Genomic DNA, 17,858 nt, shown 5'->3' with positions numbered 1-17,858 from the left:
CAGAGGTCTTATCTTTAAAGGTAGCCAGTCGACTGGCTGGCTCATAACGCAACCGAGGAGTGATGCAAATGGCTAAGATTCTGGTGCTTTATTATTCCATGTACGGACACATTGAGACCATGGCGCATGCCGTCGCCGAAGGAGCAAACAAGGTAGATGGCGTTGAAGTGGTCGTGAAGCGCGTGCCGGAAACCATGCAGGCAGAGGTTTTTGCCAAAGCAGGCGGGAAAACGCAAAACGCGCCCGTCGCCACGCCGCAGGAGCTGGCTGAGTACGACGCCATCATCTTTGGTACCCCAACCCGTTTCGGCAATATGTCCGGACAGATGCGCACCTTTCTCGATCAGACCGGCGGCCTGTGGGCGTCCGGAGCGCTGTACGGCAAACTGGCCAGCGTATTCAGCTCAACCGGTACCGGCGGCGGTCAGGAGCAAACCATCACCTCGACCTGGACCACGCTTGCCCACCACGGGATGATTATTGTACCGATTGGCTACGGCGCCCAGGAGCTGTTTGATGTCTCGCAGGTTCGCGGCGGCACGCCTTACGGCGCCACCACCATTGCCGGCGGCGATGGTTCACGCCAGCCAAGTGAAGAAGAATTAGCCATTGCCCGCTATCAGGGGCAACACGTTGCGGGTCTGGCAGTGAAATTACACGGTTAATCTTCAGCAGGAGGACAAGCATGCCGAATCAAGAAGCAAAGGCCCACCGCGTGGGTGAATGGGCCAGTCTGCGCAATACGTCTCCCGAAATTGCCGAGGCGATTTTTGAATTAGCCAATTACGATGAAAAGCTGGCGGAGAAAATCTGGGAAGAAGGCAGCGATGAAGTCCTGCCCCTCGCCTTCGCCAAAACCGACAAAGACTCCCTGTTCTGGGGCGAACAAACTATCGAACGCAAGAACGTGTAGCCAGGACAGGTAAGCAGTACCGCCTCCGGGAGTTCTTGCATGAGCTTCCCGGAGGCGGCGCGTTGCGCCTGTCCGGGCTACAAGATCAGGCTAAACATCGGCAGCAAGACCCGGATTGCTCCGGGTTTTTTATACTCTGCTACTTCGTGGCCTCGGCCATCGCTTTTTTAAAGGTGTCCATCGGGCAGAAGCCGTTGTCATCGACCGGACAACCGTTCAGCGCCAGCGTCACCCGCTGCGGCGGCGATTGCAGGGTCAGCGCATCGGCATTGCGCAGCTGTTCGGTACTTTGATACACGTACTCAATCTTCATCAAGTCGCGATTGCCGCTCTTATCATGCCAGCGCTGGAACACCAGCTTGCCGCCGATGGGCGTACGTTCGTACTGGTTGTGCAGCTGATAAGGTTTAAAATCCAGCGCCGTCAGCAGCGAGGCGATATTGGAATCGTGCCCCACCAGCAGCGTGACTTTCGCCGCTTTCGCCGCGTCGCCCACCAGCGCGTTATCGATATATTTCACCAGCGGTTTAGCCACGTTGCGCGCCACTTCAGGGGAAGTAAACAGGCTATCCTGATAGCCGTTTTTCAGCTTCGACAGCACCTGCCACTGCTTATCGCTTTTGATTTCGCCCCACGCCACCTGGTCTTTCGGGAACCCCTCGTAATATTGCAGCGTAAAGGCGTCAACCAGCGAGTTGCCGACTTTAAGCGGCCCGGAAACGCCCGGCTCCTGCTGATATTTGGCGCTAAAGGTGTCTTTCGCGTCGCTCAGCGAGCACTGCTGCTTCTCTTTGCAGGACGGGGAGTTACGGTAGTCGGTCATCTCCTCCAGCAGCTTGTAGCTTTCGCTCAGCTGCATCCCCTGCCGCTCTTTCTCCATCGCCTGCACCGCCTTTTCGCTGAAGGTTGCGGAATCGTCGGTAATCACCGGATTAAACGTCGGGTCCATGGTGCCCATTTTTTCCTGATGGTGCACGGTCACGCCGCAGCCGGGAAACGCGCCGGTGATAAAGAACTGCGCGGTGGCGACGGTGCGCTGCAGGCTATTGGCATAGGCGTAGACCGCGTTTTCCGGCGGGCATTCGCCGCTGGTCACCAGCCCCTGCTGCGCCAGCCATTCGCGCATATAGTGCCCCATATACACTTCCAGCACCCCGCCCTTGGTGGTCAGCTGGCCGCCGGGGACATCCCACTCAGGCCAGGACTTCGGCGTTGATTGCTCCAGCACGCTGCCGTTGTTCGCCAGCGGCGCGCGCAGGTTATGGCGGCTCATGATCAGCACCTGCTGAAGCTGGTACCCTTCCGGTGCCGCCTGTTCCTGCGCCTGGACGCCGGCGGAGAGTAAAATAACGCCGGTCACGGCGGCAGCGAGTAGACTTTTTCTCATCCCTTAATCCTCAGTCAGTGATTATCATCGCCTTAATTGTGACAAATTTATGACATTTTTCCGGGCAATGGCTCGCAAAGTGCGGAAAGAAATACGTTTTCCGCCACAACGAAGGGAGGCTGAAATGAGAGGGAGAGCGTTACTCCGGTAGCGGTACCGCCGCCAGCGTGCAGATAGCCGCATGCTTGCCGCCGCGATGGTCGACGATCAGCACTTTATCGCCGGCTTTTTTTCCTTCGCAGGGTTTTAACACCTGCTCGACAATACGTTCACGAATTGACGGGTGCCCGGCGTCAGCCAGGCTATGGAATGAAGTCAGAATCAACAACGGCCCAATAAGACCGATGATATGCTTGTTAAACATTTATTACTCTCAACCCTATTTAAGCGGGCCAAGGGTAGCAGCCTGTGGGACTCTCGTCTGTAAATTCGCTTAAACGAGTGTAACCCGTTCATTTTTTCACCACACCTTTGCTTTACTCTTCACATTTATTCATGTAAATAATAATTTCAGTGTATTGCTGGCAGTCTATTCTCGTCTGATTCATCGGGTCATCTTTAAGAAATATCCCGATGCTATTATCTCGATATCACGGTATTTTTTCTTCATGTTAAACATAACATTAGGTTAATCTATGTCAGGTATCCTGCTCTTTATCGTCGCGGTGGTTTTGCTGGGAGTAGCCATCTTCAGCCTGGTCTCCTATGTGAAGGATCGGCGCTCTGCACAGCTGCCAACTCATAAGAAAAAGAAATAATACGTCCTCACTATTCTTACCTTCTGCCCCTGCTATCTCTTCCGAGCGCCTGATTTCAAACGAGAATGACAAAAAGAAGGCAGGCTCAATCGCCTGCCTTTGTGTCTGCGCAAAAAATCGTTACGATTCCCAGGCCTGTTCCGCTTTGGCGCCGTCAAACTGCGGCGGCGGCTTGCGGAAGCGGCGGGTCAGATAGGTCAGATACAGCAGCCCGAGGCCCGCCCATATCAGACCCAGCGTCAGCGAGGTCGCCTCCAGGTTAATCCACAGTACACCCACCGTTAGCGCGCCGACCATCGGCAGAAGCAGATAGTGAAAGCGATCTTTCCAGGTTTTGTTAAAACCTTTACGCCGCCAGAAGTGGTTAAATACCGACAGGTTAACGAAGGTAAACGCCACCAGCGCGCCAAAGTTAATCAGCGCCGTGGCGGTGACCAGGTCAAAGAACAGCGCCGACAGCGCGACAATCCCCACCATAATCACGTTCAGCGCCGGGGTACGCCATTTCGGATGGACGTAGCCGAAAATGCGCTCCGGGAAAACGTTATCGCGGCCCATAACGTACAGCAGCCGTGACACGCTGGCGTGCGAAGCCAGGCCTGAGGCCAGGGTATTCACAAACGTCGTGCACAGGAATATCGACTGGAACAGCTTGCCGCCAACGTAGAGGGCGATCTCCGGCAGCGCCGCGTCCGGGTCTTTAAAACGGCTAATATCGGGGAAAAAGAGCTGCATAAAGAACGAGGCGGCGATAAAAATCACCCCACCGTAGACCGCAGTAAGGAAGATGGCCTTTGGGATCACCCGCGCGGCGTCCGGCGTCTCTTCGGAAAGCGTGGTCACCGCATCGAAACCGAGGAACGAAAAGCAGACTATCGTCGCCCCGGTAATGATCGGGATCAGGTGCGCATTCTGGCTAATAAACGGCTGGAGCGACCAGACGGTGCCCACCCCTTCCCCTTTATGCAACCCTTGCACCACCAGCACGATAAAGACCACCATGATCGAGATCTGCACCAGCACGAACAGGGTGTTGAAGTTCGCCACCAGGTTGACGCTTTTCAGGTTCGCCGCGGTGAGAATAGCCACAAACGTCACCACCCACACCCAGGGCGGCACGTCCGGAAACAGCGCGGAAAGATAAATCTTCGCCAGCAGCACGTTGATCATCGGCAGGAATAGATAATCCAGCAGCGATGACCAGCCCACCATAAAACCGACGTGCGGGCTGATCGACTTCTGCGCATAGGTATAGGCCGAGCCCGCCTGCGGAAACTGGCGCACCAGCTTGCCGTAGCTGATGGCGGTAAACAGCACCCCAGCCAGCGCCAGCAGATAGGACGCCGGGACGTGGCCGTTGCTGATGCCGGAGACGATGCCGAAAGTATCGAAAACCGTCATCGGCGTCAGATAGGCGAGGCCCATCATCACCACCTGCCACAGCTTGAGAGACTTGCGCAGGCGCGGTTTTTCCGCCCCGGAGGCACTATCGAGAGAGGGATTAATAGCCATAGCCATTTCCCCCGCTGCACACCTGGGTTTGCGGTCGTAGAGACCGGGAAACCAACCTGCTTCGCAACGGGGTTAATGGCAAATCAAAAGGTAAAAAGAACCGACGAGCGGCGGTGGCGACGCATTCCATGCGGCCATGACGGCCCCCTTCTCCCTGCGGATATTTGAACATCTGCATCATTTCCTACCTCGTTACACACTGTGTCGTTAACTGAAGCCCCGTTGCCGCCTGCGCTCCTTAACGCGACATCCGGGAATGGCTGGGCTCCCAGCAAAAACGTCCGACCAGGCTCCGCTCAGGCCGTATGATGCTACTCGTGATAATGCTAAAGCGCCCCTCGCGGGGCGAAAATCAGGCGTTTTTCAACATCCACTCGATTTCAGTTTCTGTGATCAGACGCTCAAACTGCAGTAATTCGTCATTTTTACAGGCGTGATAAACGTGGCAGAAGCGTTCGCCAAGCCGCTCGCGCAGATGATCGTTTTGCATAAACTCCCACAGCGCGTCGCTCTGGCGAATCGGGAACGGCAGCCCCTCCTGCTCGAGGCCGTTGCCCTCCACCTCTTCCTGTAACGGCAGCGGATTATCCAGACCGTGGAGGATGCCGGCAAAAATCGCCGCCATCACCAGATACGGGTTGGCGTCCGCCCCGGCCACGCGATACTCGACGCGATGATTGTGCCGATCGCCGCACGGAATGCGCAGCGCCACCGTCCGGTTGTTGTGCCCCCACGACGCCTGGGTCGGCACGTACATTCCCGGCTGGAAACGACGATACGAGTTCACGTTCGGCGCCAGCAGCGCCATCGACGCCGGCATCAGGTCAATCATCCCGGCGAGCGCGCGTTTTAACATCGCCGAATCTTCGCCGTCCGCGTCCGCCAGCACGTTCTCGCCTTTGTTGTTCTGCATGCTGATATGGATATGCATCCCGCTACCGGCGTGCTCTTCATAGGGTTTCGCCATAAAAGTGGCGTGCATCTTATGCTTCTCCGCCATCAAACGCACGAGACGTTTTAACGCCAGCGCATCATCGCAGGCGTCGAGCACGTTATCGGTATGGTGGAGGTTGATTTCAAACTGGCCGGGAGAGGCTTCCGCCACCGCGCCGTCGGCGGGGATCAGCTGGAGCTGGGCGATCTCATCGATTTCGTTAAGTACGTCGGCAAAGTGGTTGAGGTTGTCGACGGAGTAAACCTGGCTTTGGGTATTGCGATCGCCGGTTCCCGGCGCGCACGGCGGCTGCAGGTAACCTTCCGCGTCGCGCTTGCGGTCAAGTAAATAGAACTCCAGCTCTACCGCTACCACGGGGAACAGCCCGCGCTGGCGCAGCTGCTGCCAGAGCCGGTTAAGCACGTTCCGCGGCTCAACGTCAAAGGGAGCGCCATCTTCATCAACCATGGTCAGCAGAACCTGACCAATGTATTCCGGGTCCGCCGCCGACGGGGTTAAGGTTCCCAGCACCGGCACGCAGGTACGGTCCGGTTCGCCCATCTCCTGGCCGAGCCCCGCCTCCTCCACCACGTTGCCGAGAATATCCATCGCAAACACCGAAGCCGGGAAATAACACCCCTTCTCCAGCTTGCTCAGGCTGGACACCGGGATCCGCTTACCGCGGAAGCAGCCGTTCAGGTCGGTTAGCAGCACATCAACGTATTGCGTATTGGGGTAACGCTCGAGGTAGCGCTTCACTTCCCAGGTGAATGCGCTGACCCGTCTCTCTTCCGACTGCTGAACAAAATTCTCAACTTCTACGATATTGGTTTCCATGATTCACCGCCGTTGTTTTAGTTTTGGACCCTGAATGGCACTGTTAAATATAATGTCCACCCTTCGAATGTGTATGCAAACAAATTGTTTGTCAAATGTTAAATTAAGTTTGCAAAGGGCTATATCCACTGCTAGATTGAGAAAATATTGAACGAAATGGCCGTTTTACCCGCTAATCCGGTCATAATTTAGTCCACTTTGTGAGGGCGATCATGGAAAATATAATGTACAAGCCAGTTATTGGCGTGGTGATGTGTCGAAACAGGCTTAAGGGTCACCAGACCCAGACTCTGCAAGAGAAGTACCTGAACGCGATTGTGAACGCCGGCGGCGTACCGATTGCCCTGCCGCACGCGCTGGCCGAGCCGGAACTGCTTTCTGCGCTACTGCCAAAACTGGACGGCATTTATCTGCCCGGCAGCCCAAGCAACGTACAGCCGCACCTATATGGTGAAAACGGCGATGAGCCTGACGCCGATCCCGGGCGTGATCTTCTGAGCATGGCGCTGATCGACGCCGCGCTCGAAAGGCGCATCCCCATTTTCGCCATCTGCCGTGGACTACAGGAACTGGTTGTCGCCACCGGCGGGACTCTGTATCGTCGTCTGTTCGAGCAGCCTGAGCTTCTTGAACACCGTGAAGACCCCGAACTTCCCGTCGAGCAGCAATATGCGCCCTCGCATGAAGTTCAGGTTCAGGAAGGAGGATTACTTTCTCAGTTAATACCGGGCTGCAACACGTTTTGGGTAAACTCGTTACACGGGCAGGGAGCAAAAACGACGGGTCCACGTCTGCGCGTGGAGGCGCGTTCTCCGGACGGGCTGGTGGAAGCGGTCAGCGTTAACGACCACCCTTTCGCCCTCGGCGTGCAGTGGCATCCTGAATGGAACAGTAGCGAATACGCCCTGTCGCGAATGTTGTTTGAAGGTTTTATCACCGCCTGTCAGAGCTATATTGCTGAAAAACAGCGACTCTGACCACTACCGTTAAGGAAATGCAAATATGAGCGATGACGGACTGGCGCCAGGGAAACGTCTGTCAGAGATCCGCCAACAGCTGGGTCTCTCACAGCGTCGTGCCGCCGAACTGTCTGGGTTAACACATAGTGCCATCAGCACCATAGAGCAGGACAAAGTCAGTCCTGCGATCAGTACGCTGCAAAAGCTGCTGAAAGTCTACGGGCTGTCGCTCTCGGAATTCTTTTCTGAACCAGAAAAACCGGCTGAACCGCAGGTGGTTATCAATCAGGACGATCTGATTGAAATCGGCAGTCAGGGGGTGTCGATGAAGCTGGTTCATAATGGCAATCCGAACCGCACGCTGGCGATGATTTTTGAAACGTACCAGCCTGGAACCACAACCGGGGAGAGGATCAAGCATCAGGGTGAGGAGATAGGCACCATACTGGAAGGTGAAGTCGTGTTGACCATTAACGGTCAGGCGTATCATCTGGTGGCTGGGCAAAGCTATGCCATTAACACCGGCATACCGCATAGCTTCAGCAACACCTCGGCGGGTATCTGCCGAATTATCAGCGCCCATACCCCCACCACCTTCTGATTTTTTAGCCTGGGGTTTTCTCAGGGTTTCTTCAGGCCTGCGCCGCCGGAGGCGAACTCCGGCGGCGCGAAGATAACGCAGTTCACCTTGCGCAATGCGGAAAGACTTATTCCGCTGGCCCCGGATAATTCACGCCTGTTAATGGGCAATTTAAACGGTACTCAACCCCGGGGACGCCCTGCGCCCTGAGGGTCTGAAATCACCACTTTTTTATTTTTCCGATTATGTCATTAAGGAGTCATGATGGATTTTCACAACCTGGCTTACTGGCAAGAAAAAGCAAACAATATCGCAATTGAAACGCGGCTATTTATTAACGGCGAATACAGCGCCGCCGCCGATAATAGCGTGTTCGCCACCGTCGACCCTACCGCCCAGCAGACGCTCGCCGAGGTCGCGCGCGGCAAAAAGGCCGACGTCGATCGCGCGGTCCAGGCCGCCCGCAGCGTCTTCGATCGCGGCGACTGGTCGCAGGCCTCCCCTGCCCAACGCAAAGCGGTGCTGCATAAATTCGCCGACCTGATGGAAGCCCATCGCGAAGAACTGGCGCTGCTGGAAACCCTCGACACCGGTAAACCGATTCGCCACAGCCTGCGCGATGATGTCCCCGGCGCCGCACGCGCGATCCGCTGGTACGCCGAAGCCATCGATAAAGTGTACGGCGAAGTCGCCCCCACTGGCGGCAACGAACTGGCCATGATCGTCCGCGAACCGATTGGCGTGATTGCGGCGGTGGTGCCGTGGAATTTTCCGCTGCTGCTGGCCTGCTGGAAGCTTGGCCCGGCGCTGGCGTCCGGCAACAGCGTGGTGCTTAAGCCGTCGGAAAAATCCCCGCTTACCGCTCTGCGCCTGGCGGGCCTGGCGAAACAGGCCGGGCTGCCGGACGGCGTATTCAACGTGGTTAGCGGTTTCGGCCATGAGGCCGGTCAGGCGCTGGCGCAGCATCATGATGTTGAAGTCATCACCTTTACCGGCTCCACCCGCACCGGTAAACAGCTGCTGAAAGACGCGGGCGACAGCAATATGAAGCGCGTCTGGCTGGAGGCGGGCGGTAAAAGCGCCAATATCGTCTTTGCCGACTGCCCGGACCTACAAAAAGCGGTTAACGCCACCGCCGGCGGTATTTTCTACAATCAGGGCCAGGTCTGTATCGCCGGTACCCGTCTGCTGCTTGAGGAGAGCATCGCCGATCGCTTTCTCGACCTGCTAAAAGAGCAGGCAAAGGGCTGGCAGCCTGGCAATCCGCTCGACCCGAATACCACCATGGGCATGCTGATCGACAACAGCCACGCCGATAGCGTCCACAGCTTTATTCGCGCCGGCGAAGCGCGCAGCACGCTGCTGCTGGATGGACGTAAAAATCCGTGGCCCGCGGCGGTCGGCCCGACCATCTTCGTCGACGTCGACCCCGCCTCCGCCCTCAGCCAGGAGGAGATCTTCGGCCCGGTGCTGGTGGTGACCCGCTTTAAAACCGAAGAGCAGGCGCTGGCGCTGGCCAACGACAGCCGCTACGGCCTCGGCGCGGCGGTCTGGACCCGCGATCTCTCCCGCGCTCACCGCGTCAGCCGCCGTCTGAAAGCCGGCTCCGTCTTTGTGAACAACTACAACGATGGCGATATGACCGTGCCCTTCGGCGGCTATAAGCAGAGCGGCAACGGACGCGATAAATCCCTGCACGCGCTGGAAAAATTCACTGAACTGAAAACTATCTGGATTGCCCTGGAGTCTTAATCATGAGCGAACATACCACCAGCTATTACGCCGCCAGCGCCAACCGCTATGAGCCGTTCCCGACGCTGGACGAATCGATCAGCTGCGACGTCTGCGTCGTCGGCGGCGGCTATACCGGCCTCTCTTCGGCGCTGCATCTGGCCGAAATGGGCTACGATGTGGTGCTGCTGGAAGGCGCGCGCATCGGCTTCGGCGCCAGCGGACGCAACGGCGGCCAACTGGTTAACTCCTATAGCCGCGATATCGACGTTATCGAAAAAACCTACGGCCCGGATGCCGCGAAAATGCTCGGCAGCATGATGTTTGAAGGCGGCGACATTATTCGCGAACGTATCCAGCGCTATCAGATTGCCTGCGACTATCGCCCCGGCGGGCTGTTTGTCGCGCTGAATCATAAACAGCTGGAGACACTGGAAGAGCAGAAAGCGAACTGGGAGCGCTACGGCAATACCCAGCTGGAGCTGCTGGATGCCAGCGCCATTCGTCGCGAAGTGGAAAGCGACCGCTACGCCGGCGCGCTGCTGGACCACAGCGGCGGTCATATCCATCCGCTCAATCTGGCGATCGGCGAAGCGGACGCCATTCGGCTCAACGGCGGCCGGGTTTACGAACAATCCCCGGTCACCCGTATTCAGCACAGCAGCCCGGCGGTGGTGACCACCGAACGCGGGCAGGTCACCGCCCGCTACGTGATCGTCGCCGGTAACGCCTATCTCGGCGATAAGCTCGAGCCGGAGCTGGCGAAACGCAGCATGCCGTGCGGCACCCAGGTGGTCACCACCGCGCCGCTGTCTGAGGAGCTGGCGCGCTCGCTGATCCCGAAAAACTACTGCGTAGAAGATTGTAACTATCTGCTGGATTACTACCGCCTGACCGCCGACAACCGTCTGCTGTACGGCGGCGGCGTGGTGTACGGCGCGCGGGATCCGGACGACGTTGAGCGGCTGATTATGCCGAAGCTGCTGAAAACCTTCCCGCAGCTGCAGGGGGTGAAAATCGACTACCGCTGGACCGGCAACTTCCTGCTGACCCTCTCGCGAATGCCGCAGTTTGGTCGCCTCGATAACAATATCTATTATATGCAGGGCTACAGCGGCCACGGGGTCACCTGTACCCACCTCGCCGGACGGCTGATTTCGGAGCTGCTGCGCGGGGACGCCGAACGTTTCGACGCCTTCGCCAGGCTGCCGCACTATCCTTTCCCCGGCGGGCGCAGCCTGCGCATTCCGTTTACCGCCATGGGCGCGGCTTACTACAGCCTGCGCGATCGGCTCGGCGTGTAATCCCCCCGGCCGACGGCGCCGGCCGTCGGCTATTTTTCCTCGCCGTTGCGCGGCGGAAATTGCTGCTGGAAGTAGTGGCGCAAAAACTCCACGGTGGTACGAATTTTGGCCGAGGTCGCCAGCCGCGACACGTATACCGCCCAGATATTGGCGGGCTGATAGTACTCCGGCAGCAGCTGTACCAGATTGCCGCTGGCGATATTTTCCCTGACGTCCCACCACGAGCGCAGCGCAATCCCCTGCCCCTCGAGGCACCACTGATGGACGATTTCACCGTGGTTAGACGACAGCGGTCCGGTCACCTTAATAGCGTGCTCACCCTCTTTATCGCGCAGCTGCCAGACGCCAAAGGGCCGGTCGCGCTCTTTGATCACCAGACACGGCAGCGCGGCGAGATCGCTGAGCTGTTTTGGCCGGGGATAGCGGGCGACAAACGCCGGCGAGGCGCAGAGGATGCGGTGATTGCTGGCAAGCTGGCGGGCAATCAGGTTGGGGGCGATATCGTCGCCAACGCGAATATCCAGATCGACCCCTTCATTGGCTAAATCCACCAGCCGGTCAGCGACGTCAAAACGGATCTCCAGCTGCGGGTAGCGACGGGCCAGCTCGGAGAGCGCCGGCGCGACTACCCGCCGGCCAAAGCCAAAGCTGCTGATAATCCGCAGCGTCCCCTGCGGCACCTGCCGCACATCGGAGAGCTCATCCATCATCTGGTCGACATCCTGCAAAATGCGCAGTCCCCATTCGTAGATGCGCTCGCCCTCTTCGGTGATAGCCACGCGCCGGGTGGTACGGTGCAGCAGCTGGACGTTGAGCGTTTGCTCCAGCAGCGACACGCGCTTGCTGACGAAAGCCGGCGAGACGCCGAGCTCTTCCGCGGCGGCGGCAAAACCGGCGCGGCGGGCAACCAGCATAAAGACGCGTAAATCGTTCAGCAGCGGCAGATTATTCATGATTCGTGTTTTATGTTTCACCAGTTCGCGGGATTAATTATGAATCAGTCAATTATAGGATAGAGATGAAGTCAATTTCCCTTACCTCAAACTGAGAATAACGATGAATAAAACCTTACGTATTGCCGCCATCCCCGGCGATGGCATCGGTAAAGAAGTGCTGCCGGAAGGCATCCGCGTACTGCAGGCCGCCGCCGAACGCTGGGGGCTGGCGTTAAGCTTCGAGCACTTTGAGTGGGCCAGCTGCGACTATTACGCGCAGCACGGCGCCATGATGCCCGACGACTGGCGCGCGCAGCTGCAAACGTTTGATGCGATCTACTTCGGCGCGGTCGGCTGGCCGGATATCGTGCCGGACCACATTTCACTGTGGGGCTCGCTGCTGAAGTTCCGCCGCGAGTTCGACCAGTACGTCAACCTGCGTCCGGTGCGCCTGTTCCCCGGCGTCCCCTGCCCGCTGGCGGGGAAAGCGCCCGGCGATATCGATTTTTACGTGGTGCGTGAGAATACCGAAGGGGAATACTCCGCCCTCGGCGGCCATGTGAATCCGGGGACTGAACATGAAGTGGTGATTCAGGAGTCGGTATTTACCCGTCGCGGCGTTGACCGGATCCTGCGCTACGCCTTCGAGCTGGCGCAGAGCCGCCCGCGCAAAACCCTGACCTCGGCGACCAAATCCAACGGTCTGGCCATCAGCATGCCCTTCTGGGATCAGCGCGTCGAAGCGATGGCGCAGGAATACCCTGAGGTGAAATGGGATAAGCAGCACATTGATATTCTATGCGCCCGCTTCGTGCTGCAGCCGGAGCGTTTTGACGTGGTGGTCGGCTCCAATCTGTTCGGCGATATCCTCTCCGATCTCGGCCCGGCCTGTACCGGCACCATCGGCATTGCCCCGTCGGCAAACCTCAATCCGGACCGCACCTTTCCGTCGCTGTTTGAAGCGGTACACGGTTCGGCGCCGGATATCTACGGAAAAAATATCGCCAACCCGATTGCCACCATCTGGGCCGGCGCGATGATGCTCGACTTCCTCGGCAACGGGGACGCACGCTACCAGGCCGCCCACGACGGTATTCTGGCGGCGATTGAGCAGACCATTGCCAGCGGACCGAAGACGCCGGATATGAAAGGCACCGCCTCCACCCAGCAGGTGGGCGAGGCGATTTGTCGGGCGATTGCCGGGCAGTAGATCGCCCAGACGGGCGCGGCAGTGCCGCCTCCGGGACGATGTTCGTGCAGCTACGATATGCCTCTGAAACAACGTGATATGCAGCGATGCCCTGGTGCCCGCTGAAATCGGCGAACCGGAGGTCGGAAGACAAGGGCTGGCCGCCAGGGATGGCGGCCAGAGGCGAATCGAGACAGCGATGTCGAGTTGAGCCGACCGCGGGCTGAGGACCGGGAGGTGAGCGCAGTGCGCAGCACCGATTTCTTTGCGGGACCGCGGGGATTGTAAAGGGGGAGACGGTTTTCTCCCCCTTTACCCGTTCACCTACCACGGTGAGACATTTTCTGCGGGATAGCGGTGAACGGAACCCCTGCACGCTTTCCCGGAGGCGGCGCTTAACGCGCCTGTCCGGGCTACCCAATCTGCCTCCCTCAGGCACCGGGCCCGGAAATCCCGGGTCGCGGCGTAAACGCCTTACCCGGGCTACTCCCCACTACCGTTTCGCAAACGGCTGGAAACCCGTAGCCCCGGTAAGCGCAGCGCCTCCGGGGAGATTCTGCGGACCGAATTACAGCTCCAGCTCGCGCTGCAGCAGCGCCGCAATCGCCTCGCTGCTCTGCGCCGTCACCAGCGATTGCCGGAACTCCGCATGCATAATGCGCCGCGCCAGCCGCGAAAAAATACGCATATGCTGATCCCCCGCCGAATGCTTATTGAGCGTCAGCATAATCACAAACTGCGCCTCGTCGTCGCCCCACGCCACCGGCTGCGCCAGACGGGCGACGCTGATGGTCGACTGCTCAATATGCTCCGATTTACTGTGCGGAATGGCGAAGCTAAACCCTAACCCGGTGGAGAACACCGCTTCGCGGGCCCACAGATCCGCTTCCAGCTTACGCGGATAGCGGCAGCGCCCGGCCAGCAGCAGATTGTCGGTCATGCCCTTAATCACCTCCTCTTTACTGCGCCAGTCGCTGTTCAGCGTAATGCACTGAGGGGTAATCAGCGGCGCGTCCTGCTGGGTCATACGGAACTGGGCCAGCAGGTGCTCGACCTCCAGCGAAGTACGGCACTGCATCGCCTGATTCAGTAGCTGACGGCAGGCGCGGCTGTCAAGCTGCGCCAGACGCGCCTTAGTCGCCGGGATCGACGGCGCGCTCATGCTCAGCTCATCCAGCCCCAGCCCCACCAGCAGCGGCAGCACGGAACCTTTGGCCCCCAGCTCGCCGCACAGGCCGATCCATTTACCCTGGCGATGCACCGCCTGAACCGCGTAATCCAGCGCCCGCAAAAAGGCCGGATTGAGGCTGTTGTAGTGGCGCGTCACCTTAGCGTTATCGCGATCCACCGCCAGCAGATACTGGGTCAAATCGTTGCTGCCGATACTAAAGAAATCAATCTCTTCGCAGCACTGGTCGATGATAAACATCACCGACGGCACCTCGAGCATAATGCCCAACGGGATCTTCTCATCAAAGGGAATATGCTCGCTGCGCAGCGACTGCTTAGCATCCGCCAACTGCTCCTTCACCCAAAGAATCTCCTCCATCGAGGAGATCATCGGGATCATGATTTTCAGCGCGCCGTGCGCGGAAGCGCGCAGAATCGCCCGCAGCTGGGTGCGGAACAGCGCCTGATACTCCTCATAAATACGCACCGCCCGGTAGCCGAGGAACGGGTTGTTCTCCGCCGGAATGTTGAGGTAGGCCACCGGCTTGTCGCCGCCAATATCCATGGTGCGGATAATAATACTGCGCCCGTTGGCCGGCTCCAGCGCCTGGCAAAATAGGTTATACAGCTCGTTTTCCGACGGCGCGCTGGGCCTGTCCATATAGAGCATTTCGGTGCGGAATAAGCCTACCGACTGCGCGCCGTTGTTGAAGGCTGCCGTCGCCTCTACCGAATGGGCGATGTTGGCCGCCACCTCCAGGCGAATACCGTCTTCCGTACGCCCAGCTTTATCCAGCCAGGCCTGCTGCTGGCGGCGGATCTGCGCCTGCACCCAGGCCTCCTGCTGATAGTAGCGCGCCACCGCTTCATCGGGATTCACCACCACCAGCCCGGCGTTACCGTCAATCTGCACTCGCCGATCGACCCACGGCAGCAGCGCCTCCATATCGACGCCCACCAGGGTGGGAATATTGAACGAACGCGCGAGTATCACCGTGTGTGAAGTGGTGCCCCCGCTGCGCAGCAGCAGGCCTTTAAGCAGGGTTTTATCCAGCTCAAGGAACTGGCTGGGAGTGAGCTCATCGGCGAGGCAGATGGCCTCTTCCGTCAGCTTACCCGGCGCCGGAAAGCGCGCTTCGCCGTAGATATGCTGCAGCAGCTGGAAGCAGACGTCGCGGACGTCCAGCACCCGCTCCTGCAAATAGCTATTGCCGGAAGCGCTGAACTGGGCGCAAAAATGTTCGCCGGTCGCGACCACCGCCTCAGCGCAGCTCAGACCGTTCAACAGCCCGTCCAGCAGATGCTGGCGCAGGGAGGCGTCGGTGGCCAAAGAGCGATGCGCCTCAAGGATCGCGCTGGCGGTACCGTCGTTATCCAGCAGGCGGAACTCAATATTTTTCACCAGCAGGGTCAGGCCCCTGTCCAGCGCCGCCTGTTCCTGTTCAATTGCGCCCGCTGCAGGCAGTGCGCCTGAATCGCGCAGGTCGAGGGACTTAAGATGGGTGAGCCTGCCGCCCGCGCTGCCGGCGCAGACCGGCAGCGCATGAAACAGGGTAGGATTAAGACGCGAGAGGGATTCAGGAACCGGCTGAACGGCCATTTGCTCCGCCGCCGCCGGCAGCGGCGCATCGCAGTGCGGGAACACCTCGCTGATGAACGCCGTCAGCGCGTCAAACGCCAGCTGTTCATCTTCACCGCTGACAACAAGCTGGCAGCGGTCCCCCTTCAAGGTATTGGTGCCGATAATCGCCAGCGCGCTTTTCGCGTTTCCGCGTCCTTCTGTCCGGGTATTTAACCATTCGACCGAAGACGAAAAAGTATTGCACAGGGTTTCTACCAGGCTTGCCGGACGCGCATGCACACCGTTGGGCAAATCACATATGAATTCAATTACCAGAGCCATCGCCTTCCTCCTGAATAATGCGTATTTAGCCAAAAGGTAAAGAAAGAACCGGCCCGCCACTACACGATAAAAGTGGCAATTACTGGATAATTGTATGCCCGACTCTTTTTTATGCTCGCGGTCACAAATCGCCTGACTAACGGCGCCAAAAACCCACCAGATCTAAGATTTGAGGTGGATCGCAATTTTCCTCTGGCCTTACAAATATCCAGTAAATGCACTTTTTCTCTACTATTTTATGCGCCGCCCTTTTTCTAAGGTTGAAGCATCAACTCAGTCACGGGCCACGCAGCGCTCAGGAGAAAAACAATGAATGAACTGGTGCAAATATTAAAAAATACCCGCCAGCACCTCATGACCGGGGTTTCACATATGATCCCGTTTGTCGTGTCCGGTGGGATCTTGCTGGCAGTCTCCGTCATGTTGTACGGCAAGGGCGCGGTACCCGATGCCGCCACCGACCCTAACCTGAAAAAACTGTTTGATATCGGCGTAGCCGGACTGACGCTGATGGTGCCGTTTCTGGCAGCCTATATCGGCTACTCCATTTCCGACCGCGCCGCGCTGGCTCCCTGCGCCATCGGCGCCTGGGTCGGCAACAGCTTCGGCGCCGGTTTCTTCGGCGCGCTGATTGCCGGGATCATTGGCGGGCTGGTGGTCTACTACCTGAAGAAAATCCCGGTGCACAAGGTGCTGCGCTCGGTGATGCCCATCTTCGTTATCCCGATTATCGGCACCTTTATTACCGCCGGGATCATGATGTGGGGCCTCGGCGAGCCGATTGGCGCGCTCACCGCCAGCCTGACCGGCTGGCTGCAGGGCATGCGCGAAGGCAGCATCGTGATTCTCGCCATCATCATGGGCCTGATGCTGGCCTTCGACATGGGCGGTCCGGTGAATAAGGTCGCCTACGCCTTCATGCTGATTTGCGTTTCCCAGGGCGTTTACAGCGTGGTGGCCATCGCCGCCGTCGGCATCGCCGTGCCGCCGCTGGGCATGGGCCTGGCAACGCTGATTGGACGTAAATACTTCTCCGCGGAAGAGCGCGAAACCGGTAAGGCCGCGCTGGTGATGGGCTGCGTTGGCGTGACCGAAGGCGCGATCCCCTTCGCCGCCGCCGATCCGCTGCGCGTTATCCCAGCCAACATGATTGGCGCCGCCGCTGGCTGCGTTACCGCCGCGCTGCTCGGCGCCCAGTGCTATGCCGGCTGGGGCGGGCTTATCGTTCTGCCGGTCGTTGAAGGTAAAGGCGGTTTTATTGCCGGCCTCGCGGTTGGCGCCATCGTCAGCGCCGCCTGCGTCATCCTGCTCAAGGCCCTGGCGAAAAAGAAAGCGTCAGACGCCAAAGCCGATGACGAGATGGATCTTGATTTCGAAATTAACTGAGACACTGGAAGGAATATTGTATGACTAAAATTATCGCCGTTACCGCTTGCCCGTCTGGCGTCGCCCACACCTATATGGCCGCCGAATCCCTGGAGAGCGCTGCTAAAGCCAAAGGCTGGCAGGTAAAAGTTGAGACTCAAGGCTCCATCGGCATCGAAAACGAACTGACCGCGGAAGACGTCGCCAGCGCCGATATGGTGATTCTGACCAAAGATATCGGCATCAAGTTTGAAGAGCGTTTTGCCGGTAAAACCATCGTGCGCGTCAACATCAGCGACGCCGTGAAGCGCGCCGAAGCCATTATGAACAAAATCGACAGCCACCTTTCGCAGAATGCCTGACTGAATGCACGGGGCGCGG

16 protein-coding genes are annotated in these 17,858 nt (G+C 58.5%); 10 read left to right on the top strand and 6 right to left on the bottom strand.

Translation table 11 applies throughout. The features are described from left to right. Nucleotides 1–68: 68 nt before the first annotated feature. Entirely contained in the window at nucleotides 69–665 is a 597-nt protein-coding gene (gene wrbA, locus HMPREF1144_RS16415) for an NAD(P)H:quinone oxidoreductase (protein WP_004100968.1), read from the top strand. 20 nt (nucleotides 666–685) lie between these two features. Next, nucleotides 686–913 carry a YccJ family protein gene (locus HMPREF1144_RS16410; RefSeq protein ID WP_004849783.1) on the top strand — a complete coding sequence of 76 codons (228 nt, stop codon included), beginning with the start codon at nucleotides 686–688 and terminating at the stop codon, nucleotides 911–913. Nucleotides 914–1,052: 139 nt separating this feature from the next. On the opposite strand, the gene agp is transcribed toward HMPREF1144_RS16410, so the two are convergent. Continuing rightward, the gene (agp, locus tag HMPREF1144_RS16405) at nucleotides 1,053–2,300 is read right to left on the bottom strand and encodes a bifunctional glucose-1-phosphatase/inositol phosphatase (RefSeq protein WP_009653412.1); all 1,248 of its coding nucleotides are present in this window, start codon (nucleotides 2,298–2,300) and stop codon (nucleotides 1,053–1,055) included. 139 nt (nucleotides 2,301–2,439) lie between these two features. Beyond that, the gene (locus tag HMPREF1144_RS16400) at nucleotides 2,440–2,664 is read right to left on the bottom strand and encodes a hypothetical protein (protein ID WP_009653459.1); all 225 of its coding nucleotides are present in this window, start codon (nucleotides 2,662–2,664) and stop codon (nucleotides 2,440–2,442) included. A gap of 271 nt (nucleotides 2,665–2,935) precedes the next feature. Here HMPREF1144_RS16400 and HMPREF1144_RS32665 point away from each other — a divergent pair, with 271 nt between their 5' ends. Continuing rightward, the gene (locus HMPREF1144_RS32665; protein ID WP_004849777.1) at nucleotides 2,936–3,058 is read left to right on the top strand and encodes a small membrane protein; all 123 of its coding nucleotides are present in this window, start codon (nucleotides 2,936–2,938) and stop codon (nucleotides 3,056–3,058) included. Nucleotides 3,059–3,178: 120 nt separating this feature from the next. On the opposite strand, the gene HMPREF1144_RS16390 is transcribed toward HMPREF1144_RS32665, so the two are convergent. Beyond that, complete coding sequence (locus HMPREF1144_RS16390) at nucleotides 3,179–4,570, bottom strand: APC family permease (protein ID WP_004849774.1); 1,392 nt, start codon at nucleotides 4,568–4,570, stop codon at nucleotides 3,179–3,181. Nucleotides 4,571–4,922: 352 nt separating this feature from the next. Beyond that, nucleotides 4,923–6,341: a glutamate-putrescine ligase gene (gene puuA, locus HMPREF1144_RS16385; protein WP_004849770.1), complete on the bottom strand. Its 1,419-nt coding sequence runs from the start codon at nucleotides 6,339–6,341 to the stop codon at nucleotides 4,923–4,925. Between the two features lie 224 nt (nucleotides 6,342–6,565). Between puuA and puuD the strand changes: the two genes are divergently transcribed. The 4 genes from puuD to HMPREF1144_RS16365 all read left to right on the top strand — a co-directional run bounded on the left by puuD (nucleotide 6,566) and on the right by HMPREF1144_RS16365 (nucleotide 10,915). Next, nucleotides 6,566–7,318 carry a gamma-glutamyl-gamma-aminobutyrate hydrolase gene (puuD, locus tag HMPREF1144_RS16380; RefSeq protein ID WP_009653405.1) on the top strand — a complete coding sequence of 251 codons (753 nt, stop codon included), beginning with the start codon at nucleotides 6,566–6,568 and terminating at the stop codon, nucleotides 7,316–7,318. A gap of 25 nt (nucleotides 7,319–7,343) precedes the next feature. Beyond that, nucleotides 7,344–7,901: an HTH-type transcriptional regulator PuuR gene (gene puuR / locus HMPREF1144_RS16375; protein ID WP_004849766.1), complete on the top strand. Its 558-nt coding sequence runs from the start codon at nucleotides 7,344–7,346 to the stop codon at nucleotides 7,899–7,901. A 243-nt stretch (nucleotides 7,902–8,144) separates the two neighbouring features. Continuing rightward, nucleotides 8,145–9,632, top strand: coding sequence for an aldehyde dehydrogenase PuuC (gene puuC, locus HMPREF1144_RS16370; protein ID WP_009653443.1), 1,488 nt, complete (start codon nucleotides 8,145–8,147; stop codon nucleotides 9,630–9,632). Nucleotides 9,633–9,634: 2 nt separating this feature from the next. Further along, complete coding sequence (locus tag HMPREF1144_RS16365) at nucleotides 9,635–10,915, top strand: NAD(P)/FAD-dependent oxidoreductase (RefSeq protein ID WP_009653394.1); 1,281 nt, start codon at nucleotides 9,635–9,637, stop codon at nucleotides 10,913–10,915. A gap of 29 nt (nucleotides 10,916–10,944) precedes the next feature. On the opposite strand, the gene HMPREF1144_RS16360 is transcribed toward HMPREF1144_RS16365, so the two are convergent. Beyond that, complete coding sequence (locus HMPREF1144_RS16360) at nucleotides 10,945–11,889, bottom strand: LysR substrate-binding domain-containing protein (RefSeq protein ID WP_161505705.1); 945 nt, start codon at nucleotides 11,887–11,889, stop codon at nucleotides 10,945–10,947. Nucleotides 11,890–11,971: 82 nt separating this feature from the next. Here HMPREF1144_RS16360 and HMPREF1144_RS16355 point away from each other — a divergent pair, with 82 nt between their 5' ends. Then, complete coding sequence (locus tag HMPREF1144_RS16355) at nucleotides 11,972–13,060, top strand: tartrate dehydrogenase (protein WP_009653512.1); 1,089 nt, start codon at nucleotides 11,972–11,974, stop codon at nucleotides 13,058–13,060. Between the two features lie 547 nt (nucleotides 13,061–13,607). On the opposite strand, the gene ptsP is transcribed toward HMPREF1144_RS16355, so the two are convergent. Next, entirely contained in the window at nucleotides 13,608–16,112 is a 2,505-nt protein-coding gene (gene ptsP, locus HMPREF1144_RS16350) for a phosphoenolpyruvate--protein phosphotransferase (RefSeq protein ID WP_009653414.1), read from the bottom strand. A 309-nt stretch (nucleotides 16,113–16,421) separates the two neighbouring features. Here ptsP and HMPREF1144_RS16345 point away from each other — a divergent pair, with 309 nt between their 5' ends. Next, a complete protein-coding gene (locus HMPREF1144_RS16345) occupies nucleotides 16,422–17,498 on the top strand; it encodes a PTS fructose transporter subunit EIIC (protein WP_004849752.1) in 1,077 nt (358 codons plus the stop codon). Nucleotides 17,499–17,518: 20 nt separating this feature from the next. After that, nucleotides 17,519–17,839, top strand: a complete 321-nt coding sequence (locus tag HMPREF1144_RS16340; RefSeq protein WP_004100938.1) for a PTS fructose-like transporter subunit IIB — start codon at nucleotides 17,519–17,521, stop codon at nucleotides 17,837–17,839. Nucleotides 17,840–17,858: the final 19 nt, after the last annotated feature.

It is taken from the genome of Klebsiella sp. OBRC7 (assembly GCF_000293135.1).
GTDB classification, from domain to species: domain Bacteria; phylum Pseudomonadota; class Gammaproteobacteria; order Enterobacterales; family Enterobacteriaceae; genus Klebsiella; species Klebsiella michiganensis.
This window is presented reverse-complemented; position numbering and strand designations above follow the sequence as displayed.

Bases quoted from the DNA above. Each gene is read 5' to 3' on its own strand.
- HMPREF1144_RS32665 (WP_004849777.1), top strand. From the start codon at position 2,936: ATGTCAGGTATCCTGCTCTTTATCGTCGCGGTGGTTTTGCTGGGAGTA.
- agp (WP_009653412.1), bottom strand. From the start codon at position 2,300: ATGAGAAAAAGTCTACTCGCTGCCGCCGTGACCGGCGTTATTTTACTC.
- HMPREF1144_RS16340 (WP_004100938.1), top strand. From the start codon at position 17,519: ATGACTAAAATTATCGCCGTTACCGCTTGCCCGTCTGGCGTCGCCCAC.
- wrbA (WP_004100968.1), top strand. From the start codon at position 69: ATGGCTAAGATTCTGGTGCTTTATTATTCCATGTACGGACACATTGAG.
- HMPREF1144_RS16400 (WP_009653459.1), bottom strand. From the start codon at position 2,664: ATGTTTAACAAGCATATCATCGGTCTTATTGGGCCGTTGTTGATTCTG.
- HMPREF1144_RS16410 (WP_004849783.1), top strand. From the start codon at position 686: ATGCCGAATCAAGAAGCAAAGGCCCACCGCGTGGGTGAATGGGCCAGT.
- HMPREF1144_RS16355 (WP_009653512.1), top strand. From the start codon at position 11,972: ATGAATAAAACCTTACGTATTGCCGCCATCCCCGGCGATGGCATCGGT.
- puuD (WP_009653405.1), top strand. From the start codon at position 6,566: ATGTACAAGCCAGTTATTGGCGTGGTGATGTGTCGAAACAGGCTTAAG.
- puuC (WP_009653443.1), top strand. From the start codon at position 8,145: ATGGATTTTCACAACCTGGCTTACTGGCAAGAAAAAGCAAACAATATC.
- HMPREF1144_RS16365 (WP_009653394.1), top strand. From the start codon at position 9,635: ATGAGCGAACATACCACCAGCTATTACGCCGCCAGCGCCAACCGCTAT.
- ptsP (WP_009653414.1), bottom strand. From the start codon at position 16,112: ATGGCTCTGGTAATTGAATTCATATGTGATTTGCCCAACGGTGTGCAT.
- HMPREF1144_RS16390 (WP_004849774.1), bottom strand. From the start codon at position 4,570: ATGGCTATTAATCCCTCTCTCGATAGTGCCTCCGGGGCGGAAAAACCG.
- HMPREF1144_RS16345 (WP_004849752.1), top strand. From the start codon at position 16,422: ATGAATGAACTGGTGCAAATATTAAAAAATACCCGCCAGCACCTCATG.
- puuA (WP_004849770.1), bottom strand. From the start codon at position 6,341: ATGGAAACCAATATCGTAGAAGTTGAGAATTTTGTTCAGCAGTCGGAA.
- puuR (WP_004849766.1), top strand. From the start codon at position 7,344: ATGAGCGATGACGGACTGGCGCCAGGGAAACGTCTGTCAGAGATCCGC.